Consider the following 22,805-nt stretch of genomic DNA (forward strand, 5'->3'; position numbering starts at 1 on the left):
AAGAATGTGCAATATACTTCAATTAATGGAGACGACCACGATACAGTCAACTACGCAAACTTCGAGTTACAGTACTGAAGAAAACACACCAAGCAGAAAGTCCATTATTTTAGAATGAAGACATTTCAATACTATGCACAATGGAGGAACCTCCTCATCAAACAATAGACAATCAAGACAGGAAGCATATTCTTCACTTCAACCACATGACAGGTGACAAGCAAAAATGTAATTATCATTGGCATTCATCTAACGGCTGCACTAATCAGTCTTTACCAATAGGTAATGTTAAAACGTCGAAGGCAACGAAGATTCTGGGGTGTAGGTTATGACTGCGCTAAATCCTATTATCAATCTGAATCCAGATGTTCCTAACATTCGAAGAGATACTCGGGCACGAATTTCAGATTTCATGGAGATTTTTCAACGCGGTATAGTAACCTCTATTGCAGCAGCAGCCGGTTTCGGGACTTCAATTCCAAACCCTGATAATGGCGTTGACATACAAATCCAGTCAGACGCTAATACGGATGATTTCCCACAAATATTACAACTCCAGTTAAAGGCAACAAGTACCGGCTTCGATTCTCATGGATACATTCATACACGTTTATCAACAGACCGTTATAATCAATTTTGCAAATTTCGAAAAATAACGCCGCGGCTGATTGTCATTATGGATTTACCAAGGAATCAAGAAGATTGGTATCATCTCCTAGATGATGATTCGTCACTGATTAAGAATTCTTGTTATTGGGTGAGTATCATGGGGTATCCTCAGAAGCAACCAAGTAGTGACAAAGTAGATGTAAAAGCTTCAAGAGCGAATCACTTCGATGATGCAACCCTTTGCATGTTAATGGCCAAAATTAGAGGAGGCATGGACTTATGAGTGAATTTGATCCCAAATTGCTACCTCTTGTTTTGAAAGATCTTGGTTGGCGTATGAAATCTGAAAAAAACGGGCTCGCCCAGATGTGGTTCCCTAAAGAAGCATTTTCATACGAATCCTTTAACAGTTCACCTTCCATTATTTTGCCTATTGAAAATGGGACAAGCAAGACAGAATACAATTCTCTCATCAGAGATGCCTATCTTTCTTTGGAAAAGGAATATGGGGATAGGTTCGAAACAACTTATGCTTTCCAATACACCAAGACTTCTGAAAGCCTTGACACAATTAAAACACACGTAGATACAGGCTCTAAATCTGGTCTGATTCGTTGGGAAGACGGGAAACGTCTTTTTGATTCGACTAGAAACATGTTGATTTCCGCAGCAAAAGCATCTGACAAGCGCAAATCCTATTATGGTAACGGCTCAGCTACGATTGCCGAATCGGTGTTAAAAGGTAGCTACATGGGGCAAACTCAGATAGGTAGTTATATCGTGACTGCCTATGTTCCTGCATACAAACAATTCCAACTTAACCGCACAACCAAAAAGAATAAAATGAAGAGCATTCCAGGACGTACGATAATTCATACCTTGGATAGAGCTTTAGAGGGATTATTATCGGGAGTAGAGGACGGTATAAAAGAAGAAGAAGACAAGATTCCAGAAATTTTCAGTCCCCTCGTTCAGCAAGGAGTCTCTTTCGAACTTGTAAGCTCAATATCTGAGATGGTAGAGTCTTCGCCTACGTCTAAAGCAACGACTATTCAAATAAATCTTGAGACCCGTCCGATGCAACCCAAAATTAAGCCTAAAGTATTCGAACTTGAGCACAGACAACTTCCCGTCCTCAAAAAAGCTGAACAAGTGCTTAAAGAAACCAAGGACAAACAATCTGCAAAACTATTGGGAGAAGTCATTCTTCTAAAACATTCCAGTCATGAGAATGATCACGAGATAAAGTTATCTGCTATCCGAGATAACAAACTGCGCCAAATACAAATCGTTGCATTAGACAGTGACCAATACGAACAAGCTCTGGAAGCACATGGAAACGGGAAACTTCTGGAAGTGGCAGGAACTTTAATCCCACAGACTCGTGGATACTTTATGGAGCATCCGACTCACGTATCAATCAGCAAAACAGACATATAGGTAATTGTAATTGTTTTAGCAAAACAATTACAATTACCTATATTGGAAGTGTGGTTTCAGAGAATCGGAAAGGCACTAATGAACTAGCCATAACTTGTTCGATTATTATGTATCGGCAATAATCGAGGAATGACACATCATTGGAGATTTCATAGTTCGAAACTCAACAAGATAACACCAACGAGAAGAGCACCCTCTGCTCGTCACCGCGAGAATCAGGAACGTCACCAGAACTGGATCAAACGCCGCTATCTGGACTTGTCCCTACTCGAACCCAAAAACGAAGTAACGGCCGAATCGCCACACACAGACAATCAAAGTTGAAAACCCAAAGTGCACAAACTACCGGACACTACCTCAACTCTATCCAATCTCGCGTGTAGCAAATTGAAAAATCCGTGCGAACATTGAATAAATACAATCTGCAGCTACATTAAAATCATCAACGATTGCCTGCAACTCTTCATCGGAGAAATATTTATTCCTGGTTGCAGTATGGACAATATGATTTCTCTCTTCAACTAATTCGTCTATTTTTTCAAACAAAGTCTTACCATCTTCCGTATAAGGCTCACTTAAGCAACGTTTTACATCAATTCGTTCATCAATATCTTTAAAGTTTTTGTCAATAATGGAAGGCCGCTGGAAAGATAAATTCTCAGCAAGCTCCTGTTCTAGAGATGTCTTGCGTCCAATAATCTTTTTTACTGCGGTTGAATTCAATCTTGACAGATTTTTCGTATATGCCTTGTTCCCACAATTTTGATACTTGAGAAATACGATATAAGACTCCCGGCAATATTGCTCCCAAGCGCCAATAATGTACGGGAGAATCAAACTATTAGCAAGAAAGCGGGGATTGATATCATTCATAAAACCCAGATCAGACAATTCATCCTCTGCAAAGTCTGCGTTGAAAGATCTTGTGGTAAGCTGAATCAAAACCATTTGAAGCTGTCCATAAAAAACATCTCTAGCGTGATATAACCCAGCATCTAGAAAAGATGGAGCTCCCTCATCAAGTTCATTATATTCACTCTCACCACTATCCGTAACAAAGTTCCCACCTAAAAAAGAATTGAAATAACGAATAGTCTCATTTTGATGTAATGCATCCCAGTAGCTACATGAAGATCTTGTTCGCGTATGAACAATAAATTTCCCTTCTTCCTTATAAACTATCAGCTCAACTCCTGTATATGATATTTGAGGATACACTGCCCTCCATGAATAAAAGCCTATTGCATTTGGAAGCGATAGCCAAGGTTCTTTCTCTACATATCCAAGTAATTTTAATAAATCTTTGATAGATTCCTCTGAGACACATTCATCTAAAGTATTTTCACTTTCAAAACTCATAACCAATCCTCTCAAGAATTCATTATCACCATAGGATATACTGGCGTCAAACTCTTGTAGCGGCTGTAGAACGCTGTCAATGAATCGACTACATCTTGGCGCTGCTCGGCGTAGGGATTGCCCTTGGCAAAACGGGATATCGGTTTCATGATGCAGCGGATTGCTGTGCCCGCATCGGTTACTCCACCCGAAATGAAAGCTTCTGACATGAAGGATCTTGTTTCGGATGGCTTCAAATTATGGCTTTCTATTATCGAATCGAGTTCTTTCTCCATGGAGTCAGCGATGAAAGTCTTCCATTGATCTGAAATCACCTCATGCCGTTCTTGGCTAGTGAGGGACTTAAGAAGAATGATTGGATCTTTGTCGCCAAAACCAACCAACTGAAGGAACGCATCTATAAGGTCGGCCTTGTCTCGCAGTTCCGGCGAAGAGGCCACAGAACTTCGAATCGTGTCAGCTATCTGCTTGTCCTCAGTATTCTCGCCATGATACTGCTCGACCAACATGAGGATGTAGTCAATATTGACTTCAACCTGTTTCACAAGCTCCATTTCGAAGACCAAGTCATCGCCAATACTGACTCGTTCGCCTTGATCACGCCGTTTGTACTTATCCGCAAGATCAAGATAATGGCTCTGATAATCCTGCAATTCACGATCATGACCCTTCAAAGGGTCGTCGGCTGCGAATTGATCAAAACACGTAAGAATGTTCCGAAGCCTGAGCAAAGCACCAAAGGTCTTGATGAAGTCTTTTTCTGCCTTCTCTCCCAGCCCAGAAAAATCACTATCTAATGGGAAATCATCACGCAAGTGAGTCAAAGCTTCAGCATATTTTGAGAAATAATCCTCATACGGTTTAAGCAGAACAATACCTGCTGCATCGGGATCGCCAAAAAGTCCAAGTGCCTCGTCAACCTCATCAGACAAATCGCGAAAACAAACTATATTCCCAAAAGTCTTGACTGAATTGAGAATGCGGTTAGTCCGGCTGAAGGCCTGAATCAATCCGTGAAGCCGGAGATTCTTATCAACCCACAATGTATTGAGGGTCTTGGCGTCAAAGCCAGTAAGGAACATATCGACAACAATCAGCAAATCCAAATCCCGGTTTTTCATACGCCGAGAAACATCTTTGTAATAGCTATCGAAGCCTCTGCCATCAGTACCGAAATTGCTTTTGAACATCATATTGTAATCAGCAATGGCAGAGTCAAGAAAGTCTCGATCAGCCGGTTCCATACCAGCAGTGTCCATCTGCTCTTCGGTAAGCATGCCTTGAGCGTCGTCGTCCTCACCATTCGGTGCATAGGTAAAAATCGTTGCCACCTTAAGATTCAACTCAGGATAGTTAGCTAGTAATGATTGAATCTCGCTATAGTACGCCTTAGCCGATGAGATGGAATCGCAAGCCAAAATCGAGTTTAACCCCATGTGATAGGTATCTTTGTATTGATATGCCGAATCCCTCTTGGTTTTCTGGGCATAATGATTGAGTATATATTCAGAAACAAGCCGGATACGCTTTGGATTTTGCCAAGCTGTATTGGTATCGATACCTTCAACCTGTTCATCTGGACGTCCGTCTTTGTGGCTAAAAGTCTTAACGTAATCGACTTTAAACGGTAAGACATTGCCATCGTCTATCGCATTGACAACAGTGTATTTATGCAAACAATCACCGAATGCTTGCTGAGTCGTCTTCAGCTCGGGATCCCCACCAGCTTGCGCATTTTTTGCGAAAATGGGAGTTCCCGTAAAACCAAACAAATGATAATTCTTGAACGCTGAAGTTATAGCCTTATGCATCTTGCCAAATTGCGAACGATGGCATTCATCGAATATGAAAACAACATGTTCAGCAAATAAAGGATTACCTTTCTGAGCATGTGAAAGATACACTGCCAGCTTCTGAATAGTGGTAACGCAGATACGTTTATCGGGATCATTCGATTCAAGGTTCTCTGTCAACGCTGCAGTATTTGTCGAGCCGTTCACGGCTCCAGGCTGGAATTTGTTGTATTCCTTCATCGTCTGATAATCGAGATCCTTACGATCTACGACAAACAGTACCTTATTGATTCCTTCCATCTGGGAAGCAAGAATAGCGGTCTTGAATGAGGTAAGCGTTTTACCTGAACCAGTAGTATGCCAAATATAACCGCCTGCAGCACTTGTTCCAAGACGTTTCTTGCTGATTTCAGAAATCAGAATTCGGTTAAGAATACGTTCCGTAGCGCAAATCTGATACGGACGCATAACCAACAGATTGTCATCGACATCAAGCACACAATAATGCGTCAATATCATCAACAATGTGCCACGAGAAAGAAACGAAGCAGTAAAAGGTACAAGATCCATAATCCGATGATTTTTGGCATCAGTCCACCAGCTGGTGAACTGATAAGATGCACTCGTCTTTTTGCCTCGCTCATCATGCGTCTTTTGCCAACGCGTTGTGTTGGAATAGTATTTGGTCAGTGAGCCGTTTGAAATGATAAAGAGTTGGACATATTCGAAGAGACCTGATTGCGACCAAAAGCTTTCACGTTGATAACGTTCAATCTGGTTGAACGCCTGTCGTAGATCAACGCCCCGTCGTTTGAGTTCAATATGAACAAGTGGCAGCCCATTGACAAGAATTGTGACGTCATAACGATTCTTATGCGTACCTTCATTGGCTTCGTATTGGTTGAGCACCTGTAACTGATTGCGGTGGATATGATTACGGTCAAGAAGCATGACGTTGTGAAGTGTACCGTCGCTAGTCGTAAAATCAATCACCGGCGAATGCTGGATAAGACGCGTCTTTTCTACAATGCCATCGGAAGCATTCGCAATTTTCATTTGAAAAAATGTTTCCCAATCCGCATCAGTAAATGCGAAACCGTTGAGATTTTCGATCTGATGACGCAAATTAGCAATCAACTCATTTTGGGTATGGACTTGCACATGCTCATATCCCTGTGCGCACAGCTGCTTGATAAGTTGAGCTTCCAGTTCTGCCTCAGACTGATAAGCAGCAGAGTTATTCGGGACGTTTGGAGTTTCAGTACAAACTGTCTCTTCTGGTCCTTCCAACAAGATGGAATATGTTTTATCCAAATGATCCGTCGCAGAGGTTATCTGGTCATCAACGATCATGCCTCAGTCTTCTTTCTTGGAAAATCTAGCAACTTATCCCGATAATACTCATATTGCTGATGGCGTGCCCAAATCTCAGCCGGCATTCCGTCAGAAGAAGAAGATGTTAATGAATTAAATTTGTCTAGAATATTTACAATCCGTTGCTGTTCATCAAGCGAAGGCACAGGAATCTTGATACTTCTTAGATTTTTTTGGGTAAGCTTAGGAGGCGTGCCATGAACTAATTCAGAAATATCAATCAAACTGAGAGCATACATAATGTATCTCAACATGGGTTTGTTTTGTTTCTGAGTAAGTATATGGGCATGATTATTTACCCAGATTTGCCCTCTTGCCCAATTCAATACCGGTTTATTCGTTTCTGTGAGTACCGATCCGTCTTCGCCGACAAGTAAAAATGTGCCATCAAAAATAAAGCTTCTAACATAATCTTGAATTCCGTTGGCACCATAATAAGGTATCAAGCCAGATTCTCGGTCTCCCTTTGTGATTGGCTTTCGACGGGAATCAAGAATATTGACTAAATCGCCTAATTCCAACCATTCAGCATTTGTTACAAAAACAAATAATTTATTCTTATAATAGTTGTATTGAATCTTCCTTAACTCAAGTTCCGATTCAAGTTCCAATTCCAATCTAGTAAATTTCTCTAAGATTTCTACAATCTTTTGCTGAATTTCTAATGGAGGAACTGGAATCTGTAGAGTCGCCAAATCACTCGGCTTCACTTCAATAACTTTCGTTCCTCGGGCAATTTTTTTCTTCTGTTTCCAAAATGAATTGGAACTTAGAACATAAGCTACATAATATGAATTCAGTTCTGAATGAAAGATGCAAGCATGTGCACTGACTGCGACAGGTTCTTTTCCTTCCCAAACAAGCGGAGTACATACATCTTCAACATTCTCGCTAGTAATAGTAATAATGACGTCACCCATAACGGCCTTTTGTGAGCGTTTAAATTGCTCATACGAAATTTTTGATATAGCGTAGTTTGTAGTCATTCCGAAATAAGTATAAATTTGGCCGTAATGGATACAGGGAGATCCTTCATTGACAAAATCTCTTTTGATTATGCCCGTACCTCTAGTGAAAGTCCCCACATCGCCTAAAGCTTTATATTCGACTCCATCAGGGCAAAGTTTCTCAATTATTTCATTAATTGTGCTCATTGTTCTGTTTTTCTCTTATCACTTTTTGCATTCTGAGCGTATTTCCTTGCCCTGTCAACCAAAGTAGGATTTGAATATAAATCATCAATGACTGAATCTAATATTCCAATAACAATTTCTGCGAAATCATGATCAATCTTCTCTTCTGGATAGTGGACAGAAATATTCCCCGATAATCTAATTGCAGCTGCTGCCTCTGCCGTTCTCGATTTTATTTTTCCTGATTTTACTAAATCTTGAATTCTCTGATATAGCTGTTTACTAGAGGGATTAGGATTCTCCTGTTCTCCTACTATTCCTTCCAAAGTTGCACGTGACAATGCCACAGCAGCACGATAGGCGCCTATCTGAAAACATTTATGAGCTTCACAAGCAATCGACCCGATTTCTTTTGGAGCATCTGGATATCTCTTGCCCATTGGTTGAACAGGGAGCCAACGCTCAATTTGTTCACTTGGATCATGATACGCAAGTTGTCCTGACATAGGAATGGGTGCATCAAACTCATCTTCATCGTGTAATCTGTCGAAAATTTCCAATTGAGCAATATTGGGGTAACCACAAGCGGTACAAGAAAAAATCACTAATTTATGCTGTCTAAACTCTACACTGTACTCAGCTACAAATCGAATATCCGGAAATTCAGGAAGCCGGATAATAGGATCCCGCGAATATGTCCCATTCGGCTCCTCCTCTGGTCGCACCATCTGTGCAAAAGTCTGGCAATGCCAACAAGTTGTAGATACCATTATTATTTTCATCCCTCCAAATCTTCGATAATAAAATCAATTTGCTGACGCAAATCATTTTCACGATGAACAATGTTCCCGATGCGTTGGTTAAGTTCAACAATATCGACTTTCTCTGTCGTGTCTTTTTTCTCCACCCAAGTACCAACAGAAAGATTGTAATGATTGGTACTGTTACCGATTTCATCGATACCAACCAACTTCGAGAAATATTTTTCTTCATTCCGTTCAACTACGGTTGAGGCAATTTTGTCGATGTTTTCGGGCATAAGTTTATTTTTGTTGCCGACATGCCCAAACTGCTCGGAAGCATCCACAAACAATACTTTGTCATCAGACTTTGATTTGCTTAGTACCAGAATGCAAGTTGCAATGGTAACTCCGAAGAAAAGATTTGCCGGCAATTGGATAACCGCACTGACATAATTTCCGTGAACCAGATATTCTCTAATTTTTTCTTCTGCACCGCCCCGATAAAGCACACCAGGAAACTCAACTATCGCTGCAGTCCCATCTGTAGATAACCACGAGAACATGTGCATAGTGAAAGCTAAATCTGCGTATCCCTTTGGCGCCAGCACTCCGGCGGGAGCAAATCGAGGGTCGTTGATCAGTGTCGGGTCACTATCACCCTTCCAATGGGTCGAATATGGCGGATTGGAAACAATCGCATCGAACGGTTGCTTATCCCAGTGCTTGGGATTAATAAGCGTATCACCTTGTGCGATGTCGAAACGATCGAAATTAATATGGTGAAGGAACATATTGATTCGAGCAAGGTTATATGTAGTCGGGTTCTTTTCCTGGCCGAAGAAACCCTGACGCACGTTCTCTTGTCCGAGAATTTTGGCGAAACGCAACAACAACGAACCTGACCCACATGCCGGATCATAAACTTTGTTGACATAGGTTCGATGCCCTATCACGATGCGGGCAAGCAACTCGGCAACTTCCTGAGGTGTAAAGTATTCGCCGCCAGATTTACCAGCATTGCTGGCGTACATATTCATGAGGTATTCGTAAGCATCACCGAACAAATCAATATCAGCATCTCGAATGTTTCCAAAATCTAAATCTCGAATGCCGCTGATTATGCCGGCAAGCCTCGCATTACGTTCAGTAAGGTTAGCGCCCAACTTGGTGCTGGTAACATCGACATCGTCAAACAACCCCTTGAAATCATCTTCGGAAGCCGTACCAACGCTGGACCGCTCTATCTCAGAAAAGATATTCTTAACCGTTATATTGAGCTTGTCGTCTTTTTCAGGATTTTTCGCAACGTTCTGAAACAGCTGAGAAGGCAACATAAAGAAGCCCTTCTCCTTTGTCACGTCTTCACGTGCTACTTCAGCTTCTTCGTCACTTAAATCAACGTATGAAAAGCTTTCGTTGCCGGTTTCATGCTCACCTTTATCGATATATTCGGCAAGATCTTCGGAAATGAAACGGTAGAACAGAAAGCAGAAGATATATGCCTTGAAATCCCAGCTGTCAACAGCATTACGTTCCTTCTCAGCGATATTCCAAATCGCCTTATGCAACTCATCGCGTTGGTTCTTGCTATCCTGCGTCGCCATGCCCCTGCATTCCCTTCATTTCACAACTATTCTGTTGTCTGAATCAAATCTATACGTTTAGTCTACTGTAGATAAGATATTCCACGATTTAAAACATCAACACGGCATTTGTATTCAAGCAGCAATACTCCTCAAAAGTCATCACAATATTTCGGCTATTTATAATTCTGAATCCCAATCGAACAGGTAAGCCGCCAAGCCGAAAACAACCAATAAAGCTTTAGCCGTGTCTTCTTTAGTTGGTTTCGTCTTCGCGCCAAAGTATTCCGTGCAAACCACTCAGGTGCTTGGTCTCTGGAAGGGTAGTGAATGAAAACAGATGAAACAGCGCCCAATGCCAGCATCTTACGGAAGTCCTGACTTTCTTCAAACATCTTGTTCTCGTATTGTGCGTAACCCTTTGGATTTCTTAATGCGTTCTGTGTCTTCTTATCATCGATTTCATTGATTAATGAATCTAAGATGCTGGCCAACAAAGCCTCAGCAGTACCAAAACAACCCGCTTCCGAAACGCTCAATGCCTCTGTAAGTAATTTGACATATTCGTTGCCTTGATCATTTGAGGTTCTTTTCCCCAGAGCATTTCGACAATCATCAATTATCGTTTCAAATGATGAAGTCAGCAGTTCTCTTCTTTCATCCTTCGAATCTGACGTTATTATCCGTTCGGACAATTCACTGTCCAGAATAAAGAACAAAGAAATACCTTCCTCATGTTCTATCCACATAACTGTCTTATCAAGATCAGTTTCAATAACTCTTAGATTCCGAGGAAACCAATAATTCGGATGCCATTGATTGCCTATAACACTAAGCCCAGATGCAAAACCAGGAATATTCTGGATGAATGTAGGAGTGACACTTGGCAAGAATTGTTTAGCCATTTCAGAAGCCGTTTTGCCAAGTTGAAGAAAATCAGTATTGCCTAATAATTTTGAATCTGCAGTAAAATTCTTAGCGAAGTTAGTGGTGCCAAATTGCCCGATAATTGAAGGAGCAATAATTGATTGCAGAGGTTTCATCGAATTAGCAATGCCAACCAAAGGCGAATAGAATGCATGCTGCATTTTCAAAGCTTCGGAGGCCTGTGCAGCTTGCATAATAGATTGAAAATTTGAAAAATAAACTGTCAAATTTAAACTACTTTGTTGTGCAACTGTAGCTACCGTTTCAGAAAGTAGTTTGGCTGCTTGACTTGCAATTGGAAATTGGCTCCATACATTATTCAAGATTTCACGGCTTACAGAAGGAAACATATTAACATTGGTGAGTGAACTATCCATTCTTACTCCTCTTTCAGATACCCATAAAGCCATAATTCTTCTTTACTTACCCATGCAAAGAATTAGGTGAACATACCTCTTATCAGTAATCAGTTCTTAGTATTTTCTCATTGCTTTCCTTGACAGGAACAAATTCGTAATCAATTTTTTCAGGTAAAACTTCCTGCACAATTCGATGAAAATCAGGCGCACAGCCTAAATCGCAGAGCGAAGCAAGAGCTTCTCCAACTTTTGAGAATGTTCGATTGACAGGGCACGCTTCAATTTCTTTGTCCATAGAATTGTAAAGAATTACAAGTTCTTTACTCGTCTGGAGTATTTCTTTACTTTTAGGAAGGATATGTACCGACATACCCACGGTGGTATCCATGAGCCCTAATTCAAAAAGACAACTCAAATCAGAAAGAGCGATTGCTTTATGGTTATAAAAAGTTCCAGATGAATTATCAACAGACATAAAAGAATAGACCTCTTTATGCCCAGTTATAACTGAATATGAGCACACCTTTTTAAAGATCTCTGCTTCACTTTTTTCAAGTGTCGACACAATGGATAAAAACCTTTTACTAAAACGTCCCGGTTCATCAATTTCTCCAGCAAGAATTTGTGACCAAATAATTTGTAAATCTGAGTTACTACATTTACCAGCTTTATCTTGAAAATCATCAACCCAATCGGGATCAATTCCCTTAACGTTTTCTGGCTTATGAACAAGAGGAACGCTGCCATCGATAATATCAGTTAGATTGTCGATATGCCCTAAAGTCCGATAAGACGAGTAACGAAATACAGCTTTTTCGTCATCATTAAGAGTCCGGTTACTATCAATACTCGCAATCTCTTTTTGCAGCTCTTTCATATCCCGTCTGTGGGCACGTCTACGACTGCCGCTTGCAATCTCAGGAAATAAAGTGTCTAAAGCAGATACAGATTTCGCTATCAATTCTGACGAAGGCATAGGTGATCCTTTCATATCTTCTAAACTCATGTGTGTCGCATACCTCAATTCCAGATAAATTAGTGTCGTATTTCAGCTAACCTTTTAACCGTTTAATCACCTGCGGCATATCGGTCCAGGGAGCGTAGGCTTGCTCGCGATTTGGAGTTAGTAACTGGCGTTCACGGCGCTTGATGTTGTGACGATTTGCGTGGATGATTGCAGTATCTGTTTGACCCTTAATTGCTGGCCGAACTATGTCTTTGTGATTGCGGCCGGAGGTAAGGCCCAACTTCGCTGCACGGTTTTCAGCGTCTTTGGTTCTTGTACAGCTCGGAGGGCATTGGTTGTGGTGGTCGATGAGCCAGACTTCGAAGCACGGGTTTGAGATAATCAGGCTGATTCCATGATCTTTGCAAGTCTTTTCGGCCTGTTTGTGGTCATGGTAATTATCAACGTCAACGACTACCCATACTGCACTGTATGAATCTACAGACTCTCTGTCTTTTTCGGCTTTCTCTTTTAGGGTAACTGCATAATCAGCCAATTGCGACGGACTCTTTTTACCCGGCCTAAAGTCGATGACAACATTGAACTCTGCCTCGCAAAACTCGAAATACTGTCGTTCAGTCTTTTCTCCCCCACAAACTACCAGATATCGTTTCTTACGTGTATGAAGCTGAGAATGGCTTCCGCGGCCATGTCTGGGAGAGGAAGATCGGCCTTTTGATCTATTCATGAGTATCCTCCCCACTCACGGAGGATCCGGATTCATCCTCTTCCCCATCTTCACCATTGATAATCTGCGCAAACAACGAGTGGAACGTGGGCCTAGGAACTGCACCATAAACACCATTCATATAGTTCTTCCCGATGTTTTCTTTGCTACGAAGTTTCATATCCGTTGCCGGATAAATCTCCGAAGCCCCATCCTGACCCTTTTCCACGAACCATATTTGGTCACCTTTAAGCAAACGATTGCTGTCGCCAGAGGCATTGATCAATGTTGTGTCGTGCGTAGTAAATATAAGCTGAGAACCGTGCGGATTCGTTTCTGGATCGACGAATAATGAAACCAATTCCTTGACCAAAGTCGGATGAAGACTCGTATCAATCTCGTCAACCAACGTAACCGACTGATGAGAAAGCTGTCGCAATGCCACGGAGAAGAACGACATCGCGCCAATAGTGCCTTGCGATTCCTGTCCTTGAATAAACTGTCTCTTTATACCGTTCGCACCAGTATGTTCAAACTGTAACTGAATCTGCTTGGGATTCTGTCCCAGAAGTTGATCCAATTTCTCTTCGTCCGCGCCAATACTTTCATGCATTTGCTTCTTAAACTGGCTAAAGCTGTCCGAAATGGAATTGAAATTTACCGGAACTGCGCGAACATTATTTATGCCGAAATCAGCATATCGAAGTAATTTAGTAAGATTCTTAGAAAACTTGGTATGTTGCTCCAGTTGCTGAGCAACATAATTCATTTCCATTTGCGATTGAGAAGCCTCACCGTAAAAATAATTATCAGGCATAAAAAAATCAAAAACCGTTTGTATAGAAGGAATACCGGCAGCTGCTGCCGCAGATAATACTAAAGCGTTGGGTCTGTTATTCATGGTCTGCTGGAGCAATCCACTTGGCCCAAATGCGTTTCCAAAATCAATATTTGTTTGGTCTTCGCCACGCTCAAAAAGCTTGGTAGAACGCGTAGAAAGACGACCATTCAATTTCTTATAAACACTCAATGATTCACTAAGAATTTTTTGTGAATCAAATGTGAACCAATAGTTATATTTCTGCCCATCTGCTGCCACAAATTCAGCTAAAAACATTGAAGGCTCGCCTTGGCCATTCTGAAAATCAGATAACAAGAAAGGTTCACGGGGCACACCGGAAATCTGCGAACCTTGGCTATAGCTGAGCCTCACCAACGTCGCCATAGAACCCATTGCTTTGAGAAAGTTCGACTTACCGGATGCATTCGCTCCATACACGGCTGTAACCGTTGAAGGCGGAAGTTTCGTGTCGCTGCTAGACATCGAGAAAGCCTGCTCATCTCGGAAACTGCGGAAGTTTGAGAATGAAAAATCTATCAGCATCGATACCTCACCTTATTTTTGGTGTTCCTATTCATTTCGTTTACTAAGATTAGCACGAAATTGCTTGTTTCAGCAATTTTATGTCAGAATCAGCTATTTCAATTGCTTTTCGGTATTTTTCCCGGCTTATCGAAGTGACTCATTAACAAAAAATGCTTGGTTTCGTATCGAAATAAATCTGATACAAAACCAAGCGTTAATTCTTAAGTTATCAGGTAAGCTCCTACCACTCTTACTCCTGCCCACGCAAGCGGTGAAGCTGTTCTCTGCGCTCGCGCTGCTGGCGCGGGTCGGGGACCGGGAGCGAGGCTAGGAGCTTTTGGGTGTAGGGGTCTTGGGGATGCTCGATGATTTGGCTGGCGTCGCCGTGCTCGACGATTTGGCCCTTGTGCATCACCATGATGCGGTCGGCGAGCATGTCGACCACCGCGAGGTCGTGGGTGATGAAGAGGCACGCGAAACCGATCTCGACCTGAAGGCGCTTGAAGAGTTCCAAGACTTTGGCCTGTACGGACACATCCAATGCACTTGTCGGCTCGTCGGCAATCAGCAGCGACGGCTTCAGGGCAAGCGCCCTGGCGAGCGATGCACGCTGGCGCTGGCCACCGGAAAGCTCGTGCGGGAAGCGGTCCATGTAGACGCGCGGCAGCTGCACCATCTCCATCAGCTCGCCGACGTAATTCCTCGCATCGGCAACCGACGAATACTTCTTGTGCACGATCAGCGGCTCGGCCACGTTCTCGGCGATGGTCATGAGCGGGTCGAACGAGCTTCCTGGGTCCTGGAAGACGAAGCCGATGTCGGCACGCTTGGATTTGAAGTCGCGCTCCTTGACGTGGTTCATCTGAACGCCGAAGACCTTCAAAGACCCGTCACTGATCCTCTGCAAGCCGGCGATGGCGCGGCCCGTGGTGGACTTGCCGGAGCCGGACTCCCCCACCAGTCCCAGAACCTCGGAACGGTGAATCTCGAAGTCGACCTTATTGACGGCCACGAAATCGGGCTGCATCAGACGGCCAGGATAGGTGACGCTCATGCCCTTGGCCTCAACGACCACGGGCTCCTTGCGCCAGTCCACGGAACGCCTGACGACGCTGCCGTCCTTGTTCTTGACAACAAGCTTCTCGCCGATACGCGGCACGGAAGCCAGCAGACGCTGGGTGTACGGGTCCTTCGGGTGATAGAAAATCTGTTCTACATCGCCCTGCTCGACGACGTGGCCCTGATACATCACAACCACTTGATCGGCGATGTCGGCGATCACGCCCATGTTGTGGGTGATGATGAGCACCGAGGCACCAAATTCGTCGCGCGCGAGGCGCAGCAGGTCGAGAATCTCCATCTGCACGGTCACGTCGAGCGCCGTGGTGGGCTCATCCGCGAGAATCAGGCCGGGGTTCAAGGCCAGCGCCATCGCGATGACGATACGCTGCTTCTGGCCGCCGGAGAACTGATGCGGATAGTAGTCGATGCGAGTTTCGGCATCAGGGATGCCGACCTTTTTCAAAATCTCGATGGATTTGGCACGAAGTTCTTTCTTGTCCTTCATGCCGTGGGCGCGCAGGCCCTCCTCAATCTGCCAGCCGATGGTGAACACCGGGTTCAGCACAGAGTTGGGCTCTTGGAAAACCATGGCGGCCTCGCCACCACGCAGCTGACGCAAATCCTCGCCGGAAAGCTTCAGTACGTCGAGTTCGCCAGTGCCTTCCTTGTTGGAGATGTAGATTGCGCCGGAAGTTGAAGCCGTTTCGGGCAGCAACTTGATGATCGAGCGGGCCGTGACAGACTTGCCAGAACCGGATTCACCGACCACGCCGACCACGGTCTTGCGCGGAATGGTGAAAGTGATGTCGTCAACGGCCTTGATGGGGCCCGCGTCGGTGACGAAGGAGACGCCCAGCTTGTCGACCGAAGCCAGCATATTCTTGGAAAGGTGCGGCATCACAGCGTTCGCTGCGGCCTGACCATAGGAAGTGCCGGAACCGTTAACATCATTCTTGGCATCGTTGGCGGCTTGGGCGGTTTGCATATTGTTCGTTTCGCTCATTATCGTTCATCTCCCTGACCCTGAGTATTCGAACGTTGCCCGTTGGAACCACCGGAAGAACCGGCAGGACCAGCAGAACCGGCGTCACCCGAAGCATTCGCAGCGCCTGCAGCACCTGCAGATTTCGCAGAATCCGCAGATTTCACAGACCCCGACGAACCGGGAACAACAGGATCTTGCACAACAGCACTTGCGATACCCCTCGTATCATTCGCATCAATGGTTTTGCCATCGATTTCCACCGCCACGTCGTCACTCTTGTTCGGATCGACGGACGTGTCCTCAATGGAACCGATGACTTCGGCTGCGGACTTGCGTGCACGCAGACGCGGGTCGGCAAGGTCGTTCAGGGACTCGCCCACCAATGTAATACCAAGAACGATAAGCACGATGGCCAGGCCAGGGAAAATCGCGGTCCACCAGATACCGGCGGTGACGTCGGCGACGGAACGGTTCAGATCGTAGCCCCATTCGGCAGCTGCGGTCGGCTCAATGCCGAAGCCGAGGAATCCGAGGCCTGCGAGTGTGGAGACCGCTTCCGACGAGTTCAACGTCAAAATAACCGGCAGCGTACGCGTCGAGTTCTTGAGCAAGTGCTTGGTCATAATCCTCCATGTAGAGGCGCCGACCACACGCGCGGACTCAATGTAGGCGGATTCCTTGATACGCATCACTTCAGCGCGGATGGTGCGGAAATACTGCGGAATGTAGACCACGGTAATCGAGATGCCAGAGGCGAGAATGCCGCCCCACAGGCTGGATTGGCCGCCAGAAATGACAATGGCCATCAGGATGGCGAGCAGCAGTGACGGGAAGGAATAGATGGCGTCGGCGATCACGACGAGCACGCGGTCGATCCAACCGCCGAAATAACCGGAGACCAGGCCGAGCAGTACGCCGACGAAGATGGAAAGCACGACCGCAACGATAATGGCGATCACGGCGGTGCGCGCGCCCCAGATGGTGCGGCTCAGCACGTCGAAACCAGCGACTGTGGTACCCCACGGATGGGCGGCGCTCGGCGGAGCTTGCGTCGGGAACGCGGTGCCATTGGCTGACTTGATCTGTGCGAAGCTATACGGCGCAAGTACCGGCGCGAAAATGGCCACGAGAATAAAGAAAATGGTGATGATCAATCCAGTGACCAGCATGCCGCGCTGCCAGCCGACCGACATGCGCAGTTCGCTAATCAACGGCAGCTTGGAGAACCAGGACTGCTTTTTCTTGTTATTGAGATGTTCCAAGCGCTCGTCGTGCGAGAGCGAAACGGTGCTGGAAGCGGAAGTTCCTCTAGACAAATCAGTACCTCACTCTCGGGTCGATCAACGCGCTGACGACGTCGACGATGAAATTGACCACGGCCACGATGATGGCAATCAGGATCACGATGCCCTGAACGGCCACGAAATCGCGGGCTTTCAGATATTGCGAAAGCATGAAGCCCAGGCCCTTCCATTCAAAGGTGGTCTCGGTCAAGACCGCCCCGGCCAGCATCGTCGCGATCTGCATGCCCATCACGGTGATGATCGGGATGAGCGCGGGACGCCAGGCGTGCTTGGAAAGCAGACGTTTTTCGGAGACGCCGCGCGAACGTGCCGCCTCGACGTAACCGGAATTGTACGTGGAAATGACGTTGGTACGCACCAAGCGGATGAACACACCCGCCGTCAGAAGGCCGAGCGCGATGGCCGGAAGGATGGCGTGCTGAAGCACATCGCCAAGCACGTGCATATCCCCCAGTTGCAGGGCATCGATGATGTAGAAACCGGTCGGCGAAACGAGGCGGCTGAACTGCATTTCGCTACCCAGCGAGGAACGCCCGGAGCTGGGGAGCACCCCAAGCCACGAGGAGAAGATGAGTTTCAAAACAAGTCCGAGGAAGAATACCGGGGTGGCATAGCAGAGAATGGCGAAGACCCTGATGCCGGCGTCGGAAGCGTGGTCACGATGCTTGGCGGCGATGCGGCCGAGGCTGATGCCGACCACCAGCGCGACGATCAGCGCCAAAAAGGCAAGTTCAAAGGTCGCGGCACCATAGTGCATAAGAATCGAGCTGACCGGCTGGTTGTCGGTCAAGGTTGTGCCGAGGTCGCCGTGCAACAGTTTCCACAGATAGTCGCCGTACTGCACAATCAGCGGGCGGTCGTAGCCGGCGGCGTGGATGCGCCGGTGCAATTCCGCAGGACTCAGCCTGCCGCCCTGGGCCGCCGAGATCGGATCGCCGGTGGCACGCATGACGAAGAATACGACGGTGACCAGAATGAACACCGTGGGAATAATCAACAGGAATCTTGTCAGCACGAAGCGGAAGAATCCGCCTGACAACCTGTTTTTCTTAGGTTTCTTTGCCTTTGATGGCGTTTTCGCGTCCACCTGCTCGGCAGTCTTTTCGGACATATCTTATCAATTCCTCAAATCAATGACATGTAGATAACGTTGATACCGGCCACACCTAAAAAGCCATAACCGGTATCAACGTTGAGATGTCAAATCCCGTGATAAAAAAATCAGGACTTGACGATAGAGGCGTAACGGAAGCGGAACGAACCGTCCAAAACCACGCCTTTGATGTTCGGGGAGGTCACGGCAATCTGGTCGCCCTGCAGCAGCGGGATGACGGAAAGATCCTTCGTGGCCATGTCCTGAATCTGCTTCAACATAGCGACACGCTTGTCCTTGTCCTGCTCACCGGCCTGCTTGGCGATCAGCGCGTTGATCTCATCGTTCTTGTAGCCGTTGTTGACGAAGTTGCCATCGCGGAAGAACGGGGAGAGATAGTCGTCGGGATCCGGATAATCCGGGAACCAACCGAGCTGGTAGGCCGGGTAGGAACCGTCGGAATCCTTGGTGACCACACGCTCCTTGTTGTACTGGGTCCATTCGGTCTGCTGAAGATCAACCTTGAAGACACCGTCGGTTTCGAGCTGGGACTTGACGGCCGCATACTCGTCCGCCGAAGACGGGCCGTAATGGTCACCATTGTATTGCAACTTCAGATCGACCGGCATCTTGACTCCGGCCGCTTCAAGCTCCTTCTTGGCCTTCTCGCTGCTGGGCTTGCCCTTGCCATCGCCGTAGGCGCTCTTCAGAGTGTCATCGTGACCGGTCAGGCCGTCGGGAATGAAGGAATACATCGGGGTGTAAGTGTTCTTGTAGACACGGCTGGCGATTGCCTGACGATCGAGCATATCGGCGAACGCATACCGTACCGCGGTGGCCTTCTTCGGGTCGGGATTAGCCGTCTTCTCGCCGTAAGGCTGCAACTTCATGTTGAAGACGATGAAACGCTCCTCACCACCTGGGCCCTTGACGACCTTGACCTTGCCGCCCTTCTTCAAATCCTGGATATCGGTCGGGGTCAGCGAGCGCGAGGCGACTTCCACGGATCCCTGCTGCACGGCCATCTTGAGGTTCGAACCGTCGGCGAAGTACTTGACCTGCACGGTCTTGTTCTTGGCCGGGGTCAGGCCCTTGTAGTTGGGGTTCTTGATGAACTGCGCGGACTCGTTCTGCTTGAACTGGCTGAGCTTGTACGGGCCGGCGAAGCCTTGGCCCTTCATCATTTCGTCGCTGGTCGCCAGTTTGTCGGCCGGATAGACCTGATGGTCGACGATGGGGCCAGCAGGGCTGGAAAGCACCTGCTTCAACGTCACGTCGTTCGGCACGGCGGCGGTGAAGACCACGGTGGTATCGTCAGGCGCATCGACGGACTTGATATTGGCGAGCAACGAGGACGGGCCGTTGGGATCATTGATTTTCTGGACACGGTCGAAGCTGTACTTGACGTCCTTGGCGGTCAGCGCGTGCCCGTTGGCGAACTTCAGACCGGGTTTGATCTTGACGGTGAACTTGGTGCCGTCGGCGCTCCAACTTCCGCCGTCGGCCGCGATGTCCGGGCTCATTTGCGAGGAATTGTAGTTCTGCGAATACAGGAACGGATATACCTGGAACTCGACGCCATACGAACCGTTGTCGAAGGAACCTGCGGGATCGATGGTGACGACCTTATCGGTGGTGCCGACGGTGATGGTCGACGCGTCCGAGGCAGACCCGGAACCCTTTTTCACGCCGCCGCAAGCCGCAAGCGACGCCAAAGCGGCCACCACGGTAAACGCGGCCAATATCTTCTTATATTTCATATAAGGAAACCTCTCTTTGTATCAACAACCGGGAATATCAGATTATGCAAAACAATGAATATTTATGTTCCAAAAATACGAAAGTCACAAATCCCCAAAAGACAAATGCTTATGACATTCCCAATTACTGCTCATTATGGAGCAGACTCCATACCACCAGACGATTATTTCACGATGTGAAACAGAAATTTTCAAAATGACATGAATATTCATAGATTATTCATAGATTATTCAACTAATTTTGTATAATTTTATAGTCATAAAAAGTCGCCACTGCCATAAAACGGACCGCGAACCGGTAGTTTTTAAAATTTACAAAAAAATTTACAAAGTATCGGCTCACGGCCCGATTGATCGCCTCATTCAACAGTGCGCACGATCCATTCGGATCAGGTGCACCGCCGCAAAATCAGGACTTGGTGATGGGCGCATAGCGGAAGCGGAACGAGGGATCGAGCACGACGCCCTTGACACCCTTGCCCATGACGGCCACCTGATTGCCTTGCAGCAGAGGCAGGGTCGAGAGGTCCTTGGTCTCAAGCTGCTGAATCTGCTTCAAGAGGTCCATGCGCTTGGAGTGGTCCTGCTCGCCCGCCTGCTTGACGATCAGATCGTTGATTTCCTTGTTGGCATAGCCGTTGTTGACGAAGTTGCCATCGCGGAAGAACGGGGAAAGGTAGTTGTCGGGGTCGGAGTAGTCCGGATACCAGGAAAGCTGGTAGGCCGGGTAGGTGCCGTCCGAATCCTTGTTGACGTTGCGCTGCTTGTTGTACTGCGTCCATTCGGTCTGCTGAATGTCGACCTTGAACAGGCCGCCCGATTCGAGCTGGGACTTGATGGCCGCATATTCGTCGGCGGAGGAAGCGCCGTAATGGTCGCTGTTGTATTGCAGCTTCAGATCGATCGGGGTCTTGACGCCGACAGCCTCAAGTGTCTTCTTGGCCTTGTCAAGGCTCGGCTTGCCGTTGCCGTCGCCGTAAGCGCTCTTCAACGTGTCCTGCGTGCCGTCCAGATCGCTGGGAATGTAGGAGTACATAGGCGTATACGTGCCCTTGTAGACCTTGATCGAAAGCTCCTGGCGATCGACAAGATCGGCAGCGGCCTGACGTACCGCAAGCGCCTTGGCCTTGTCGGCCTCAGGGGTCTTCTCGCCGTACGGCTGGATCTTGAAGTTGAAGGCGATGAAGCGTTCCTCGCCGCCTGGGCCCTTGACGACCTTGACCTTGCCGCCCTTCTGAAGATCCTGGATATCGGTCGGGGTCAGCGTACGCGTGGCGACATCGACCGACCCCTGCTGCACGGCCATCTTGAGGTTGGAGGCATCGGCGAAGTACTTGACCTGCACGTTGCTGTTCTTGGCCGGGGTCAAGCCCTTGTAGGAAGGGTTCTTTTCGTAGGCAGCAAGTTCATTGTCCTTGTATTGCATCAGCTTGTAGGGGCCAGCGAACGCGTTGGCTTTGACGATGTCGGCCGCCGGGGTGAGCTTGTCCGGCGAGAAGACCTGGTCGTCGATGATGGGACCGGCAGGGCTGGAAAGCACCTGCTTCAGCGTCACGTCGTTCGGCACGGAATCCTTGAACACCACCGTGGTGGCATCGGGGGCGGAAACCGAATCGATGTTGGCCAGAAGCGAAGCCGGGCCGTTCTCGTCATTGATCTTCTTGATGCGGTCAAACGTGAACTTCACATCCTTGGAATCAAGCGTGTGGCCGTTGGCGAACTTCAGGCCGGGCTTGAGCTTGACGGTGAATTCGGAGCCGTCGGCGCTCCACTTTCCGCCGTCCGCCGCGATGTCCGGCGAAAGCTTGGCGGTGCCATAGTTCTGCGCATACAGGAACGGGAAAATTTGGAGCTGGACTTCGTACGATCCATTGTCATACGACCCGGCTGGGTCGATGCTCACGACTTTATTGGTGGTGCCGACGGTGACGGTCGAACCACTGGCTACGTCGGAATCTTTCTTCACTCCGCCGCATGCGGCCAACGATGCCACCGCGGCGGCGGTCACAGCAATCGTCAAAATCTTCTTAAATTTCATGTGATGCCCCTTCTAGTTTTATTCCGTTGTTACAAAAAGCATCATTTCATGATAAATATCCAAAACAAGGGGACGCCTCCACATAGCGGACAGCCTGTGTAACGAGTGTTACCGCAATGTAAATAAGCATTGCGGGCCAACCATCGCCAAACCGCTAAATAGCAATGAAAAGCGGGAACGAAACAGTGCTTATGCAGAGCCTAT

General features: G+C 47.0%; 15 protein-coding genes and 1 pseudogene. 2 read left to right on the forward strand and 14 right to left on the reverse strand.

From position 1 onward, the window contains the following. Positions 1-328 precede the first annotated feature (328 nt). Together PT275_RS04380 and PT275_RS04385 are read left to right on the forward strand one after the other, a co-directional pair. The gene (locus PT275_RS04380) at positions 329-892 is read left to right on the forward strand and encodes a DUF4365 domain-containing protein (RefSeq protein ID WP_277152697.1); all 564 of its coding nucleotides are present in this window, start codon (positions 329-331) and stop codon (positions 890-892) included. Beyond that, positions 889-2,049 carry a hypothetical protein gene (locus PT275_RS04385; protein WP_277152699.1) on the forward strand — a complete coding sequence of 387 codons (1,161 nt, stop codon included), beginning with the start codon at positions 889-891 and terminating at the stop codon, positions 2,047-2,049. Before PT275_RS04380 ends, PT275_RS04385 begins: the two co-directional genes overlap by 4 nt. 363 nt (positions 2,050-2,412) lie before the next feature. Here the strand turns inward: PT275_RS04385 and PT275_RS04390 are convergent, their stop codons facing one another. The 14 genes and pseudogenes from PT275_RS04390 to PT275_RS04455 all read right to left on the reverse strand — a co-directional run bounded on the left by PT275_RS04390 (position 2,413) and on the right by PT275_RS04455 (position 22,601). Continuing rightward, positions 2,413-3,408 (reverse strand): HEPN domain-containing protein, encoded by a 996-nt coding sequence (locus PT275_RS04390; RefSeq protein ID WP_277152701.1) that lies wholly within the window; start codon positions 3,406-3,408, stop codon positions 2,413-2,415. Between the two features lie 11 nt (positions 3,409-3,419). Continuing rightward, on the reverse strand, positions 3,420-6,554 hold the full coding sequence (locus tag PT275_RS04395) for a type I restriction endonuclease subunit R (protein WP_277152703.1): 3,135 nt from the start codon (positions 6,552-6,554) through the stop codon (positions 3,420-3,422). Then, complete coding sequence (locus PT275_RS04400; RefSeq protein WP_277152705.1) at positions 6,551-7,729, reverse strand: restriction endonuclease subunit S; 1,179 nt, start codon at positions 7,727-7,729, stop codon at positions 6,551-6,553. The genes PT275_RS04395 and PT275_RS04400 overlap by 4 nt, the downstream gene beginning before the upstream one ends. After that, positions 7,726-8,490: a DUF4145 domain-containing protein gene (locus PT275_RS04405; RefSeq protein ID WP_277152707.1), complete on the reverse strand. Its 765-nt coding sequence runs from the start codon at positions 8,488-8,490 to the stop codon at positions 7,726-7,728. The genes PT275_RS04400 and PT275_RS04405 overlap by 4 nt, the downstream gene beginning before the upstream one ends. Continuing rightward, entirely contained in the window at positions 8,487-10,055 is a 1,569-nt protein-coding gene (locus tag PT275_RS04410) for a type I restriction-modification system subunit M (RefSeq protein WP_277152709.1), read from the reverse strand. Before PT275_RS04410 ends, PT275_RS04405 begins: the two co-directional genes overlap by 4 nt. 155 nt (positions 10,056-10,210) lie before the next feature. Beyond that, positions 10,211-11,338, reverse strand: a complete 1,128-nt coding sequence (locus PT275_RS04415) for a hypothetical protein (protein ID WP_277152712.1) — start codon at positions 11,336-11,338, stop codon at positions 10,211-10,213. 82 nt (positions 11,339-11,420) lie between these two features. Next, the gene (locus PT275_RS04420) at positions 11,421-12,326 is read right to left on the reverse strand and encodes a DUF2806 domain-containing protein (protein ID WP_277152714.1); all 906 of its coding nucleotides are present in this window, start codon (positions 12,324-12,326) and stop codon (positions 11,421-11,423) included. Between the two features lie 46 nt (positions 12,327-12,372). Then, a complete protein-coding gene (locus tag PT275_RS04425; RefSeq protein ID WP_277152717.1) occupies positions 12,373-13,014 on the reverse strand; it encodes an RloB family protein in 642 nt (213 codons plus the stop codon). After that, a complete protein-coding gene (locus PT275_RS04430; protein WP_277152719.1) occupies positions 13,007-14,377 on the reverse strand; it encodes an ATP-binding protein in 1,371 nt (456 codons plus the stop codon). Before PT275_RS04430 ends, PT275_RS04425 begins: the two co-directional genes overlap by 8 nt. Positions 14,378-14,609: 232 nt before the next feature. After that, complete coding sequence (locus PT275_RS04435; protein ID WP_277153664.1) at positions 14,610-16,319, reverse strand: ABC transporter ATP-binding protein; 1,710 nt, start codon at positions 16,317-16,319, stop codon at positions 14,610-14,612. 362 nt (positions 16,320-16,681) lie between these two features. Further along, positions 16,682-17,722: pseudogene (locus PT275_RS04440) on the reverse strand (ABC transporter permease); the annotation flags it as partial. A gap of 1 nt (position 17,723) precedes the next feature. Beyond that, positions 17,724-18,821 carry an ABC transporter permease gene (locus PT275_RS04445; protein WP_277152721.1) on the reverse strand — a complete coding sequence of 366 codons (1,098 nt, stop codon included), beginning with the start codon at positions 18,819-18,821 and terminating at the stop codon, positions 17,724-17,726. 110 nt (positions 18,822-18,931) lie between these two features. Next, positions 18,932-20,563 (reverse strand): ABC transporter substrate-binding protein, encoded by a 1,632-nt coding sequence (locus PT275_RS04450; RefSeq protein ID WP_277152723.1) that lies wholly within the window; start codon positions 20,561-20,563, stop codon positions 18,932-18,934. Positions 20,564-20,972: 409 nt separating this feature from the next. Continuing rightward, the gene (locus PT275_RS04455; protein ID WP_277152726.1) at positions 20,973-22,601 is read right to left on the reverse strand and encodes an ABC transporter substrate-binding protein; all 1,629 of its coding nucleotides are present in this window, start codon (positions 22,599-22,601) and stop codon (positions 20,973-20,975) included. Between the last annotated feature and the right edge of the window lie 204 nt (positions 22,602-22,805).

Source organism: Bifidobacterium sp. ESL0745 (assembly GCF_029433335.1).
GTDB lineage: Bacteria > Actinomycetota > Actinomycetes > Actinomycetales > Bifidobacteriaceae > Bifidobacterium.

Bases quoted from the DNA above. Each gene is read 5' to 3' on its own strand.
- PT275_RS04400 (WP_277152705.1), bottom strand. From the start codon at position 7,729: ATGAGCACAATTAATGAAATAATTGAGAAACTTTGCCCTGATGGAGTC.
- PT275_RS04445 (WP_277152721.1), bottom strand. From the start codon at position 18,821: ATGTCCGAAAAGACTGCCGAGCAGGTGGACGCGAAAACGCCATCAAAG.
- PT275_RS04430 (WP_277152719.1), bottom strand. From the start codon at position 14,377: ATGCTGATAGATTTTTCATTCTCAAACTTCCGCAGTTTCCGAGATGAG.
- PT275_RS04395 (WP_277152703.1), bottom strand. From the start codon at position 6,554: ATGATCGTTGATGACCAGATAACCTCTGCGACGGATCATTTGGATAAA.
- PT275_RS04435 (WP_277153664.1), bottom strand. From the start codon at position 16,319: ATGCCGCACCTTTCCAAGAATATGCTGGCTTCGGTCGACAAGCTGGGC.
- PT275_RS04390 (WP_277152701.1), bottom strand. From the start codon at position 3,408: ATGAGTTTTGAAAGTGAAAATACTTTAGATGAATGTGTCTCAGAGGAA.
- PT275_RS04380 (WP_277152697.1), top strand. From the start codon at position 329: ATGACTGCGCTAAATCCTATTATCAATCTGAATCCAGATGTTCCTAAC.
- PT275_RS04385 (WP_277152699.1), top strand. From the start codon at position 889: ATGAGTGAATTTGATCCCAAATTGCTACCTCTTGTTTTGAAAGATCTT.
- PT275_RS04410 (WP_277152709.1), bottom strand. From the start codon at position 10,055: ATGGCGACGCAGGATAGCAAGAACCAACGCGATGAGTTGCATAAGGCG.
- PT275_RS04420 (WP_277152714.1), bottom strand. From the start codon at position 12,326: ATGAGTTTAGAAGATATGAAAGGATCACCTATGCCTTCGTCAGAATTG.
- PT275_RS04405 (WP_277152707.1), bottom strand. From the start codon at position 8,490: ATGAAAATAATAATGGTATCTACAACTTGTTGGCATTGCCAGACTTTT.
- PT275_RS04415 (WP_277152712.1), bottom strand. From the start codon at position 11,338: ATGGATAGTTCACTCACCAATGTTAATATGTTTCCTTCTGTAAGCCGT.
- PT275_RS04455 (WP_277152726.1), bottom strand. From the start codon at position 22,601: ATGAAATTTAAGAAGATTTTGACGATTGCTGTGACCGCCGCCGCGGTG.
- PT275_RS04425 (WP_277152717.1), bottom strand. From the start codon at position 13,014: ATGAATAGATCAAAAGGCCGATCTTCCTCTCCCAGACATGGCCGCGGA.
- PT275_RS04450 (WP_277152723.1), bottom strand. From the start codon at position 20,563: ATGAAATATAAGAAGATATTGGCCGCGTTTACCGTGGTGGCCGCTTTG.